Below are 1455 nucleotides of genomic sequence, written 5' to 3'. Positions count from 1 at the left end.
GCCTTCAATGTCTTCAGACCACCATCCACGGATATTATTGATAGCAGCAAAGACTTCTCCTAGAGTTTGATCTACCAACAACGTAGCGGTGAAATTTTGATTTTGCATTGCTTATCTTTTATGATAGTCCATTATTATCTACTTGTCTTTGTGTTTATTTTGCATCGCTATCGCACGAATTCAAGGTATTATTATCTGTTAATAAATTATGCTTGCAGCATGCATCAAACCCTGAATTGACTTACAGTTACCAATGTCACTGTAGCTCCGTCAATCAACGACTGCCCCACACGACAGGTTAACAACTGTTCCGGTCATAGCTCCGGCACGGTCGGATGCCAGGAATGCCGCGGTCTCGGCCACCTCGGAGAGCGTGGGTAAGCGTTTTAACAACGTGCTTTGGGCCATTGGAGAATCCGGTAGCCATTCTCTCACCGGTTGATTATCTGCACTCTCTTTATAAGAAGTTTGAGTTTTAAAGAGATCCTTCGTATAGGAACCTGCTGCCGGGGCATCTGCGATAGCAATTGGACGGAGACAAATAACCCGAATGTTTTTAGGAGCCAGTTCCGCAGCCAAGACCCGTGAGAAAGCCTCCTTTCCAGCACAAGTGACGCAATGTCCTAAACAACCAGGTGCAGCCATTTGGGAACCCGTGCTGGATAAGGTCAGAATCACCCCGGGACGTTTGGCTCCCATATGACGAACTACAGCTTTGCTCGTTATGAAAAGTGTCCGCAGAAAACCATCAATCGGTTTCATAAATTCATCCAACGAAAGATTCTCAAGCATTGTCCCCTGGTCATGCATGACGCTCACTGCATTGAGCGCGATATCGATCCCTCCGCATTTCGAAGCGATTGAAATGGTATATTCTTCGACCGCCCGTTGGTCAAAGGCATCGAGTAGGGCAGTTTCAACCATCCCGCCTGCCACTGTGATGTCAGCCGCTACGCCGTCGAGCTTGGCTTGTGTCCGCCCGCAGATAAAGACTCTGGCACCTTCCCTGGCGAATACGCGTGCCACAGCTCCACCGATGGCACCGCCTCCTCCAAAAATAACTGCGTTCTTATTTTTTAGTAACATAATGTTCTCGTTTTATATTGTTTTTGGATTTTAATGACTATTCAAAAAGGATTCTGCAGGTGAGCAAGTTACCGTTAGTGCCCCGTAATAATGGTATTAAACTTATCTGAGCGATCCGCAGCAAAGAACCCACTCGTAGTAATTCATGCTTTTTTGATCGGCTCTCCTTTACCGGTTGTAATCAATCTTTGTAAACTACTCTTAATATAAAAATCCCAGGCTTTTGAACAGACGGTATAACAATCAAATTCAGGTACTAGTCCCAAATGGGTGAACTGAATTTTGGTTTTGTCATCCTTTTTTGTGATTTCAAAAATAAGTTTCGTGTCATTCCACTCAGTTCCATCCTCAACATCATCCATTTGACTT

2 protein-coding genes are annotated in these 1455 nt (G+C 44.9%); both read right to left on the bottom strand.

All coding sequences use genetic code 11. The annotated features are described in order from the left end of the window. Positions 1 to 270 precede the first annotated feature (270 nt). A complete protein-coding gene (locus NF543_RS25195; protein ID WP_257670969.1) occupies positions 271 to 1086 on the bottom strand; it encodes an SDR family oxidoreductase in 816 nt (271 codons plus the stop codon). Positions 1087 to 1229: 143 nt separating this feature from the next. After that, a partial coding sequence (locus tag NF543_RS25190) for an SRPBCC family protein (protein WP_505560205.1) occupies positions 1230 to 1455 on the bottom strand: 226 nt, incomplete at its 5' end.

Source organism: Parapedobacter tibetensis, from assembly GCF_024704835.1.
GTDB lineage: Bacteria > Bacteroidota > Bacteroidia > Sphingobacteriales > Sphingobacteriaceae > Parapedobacter > Parapedobacter tibetensis.
The sequence above is the reverse complement of the archived record's forward strand: the minus strand, read 5'-3'. Positions and strand labels throughout refer to the sequence as shown.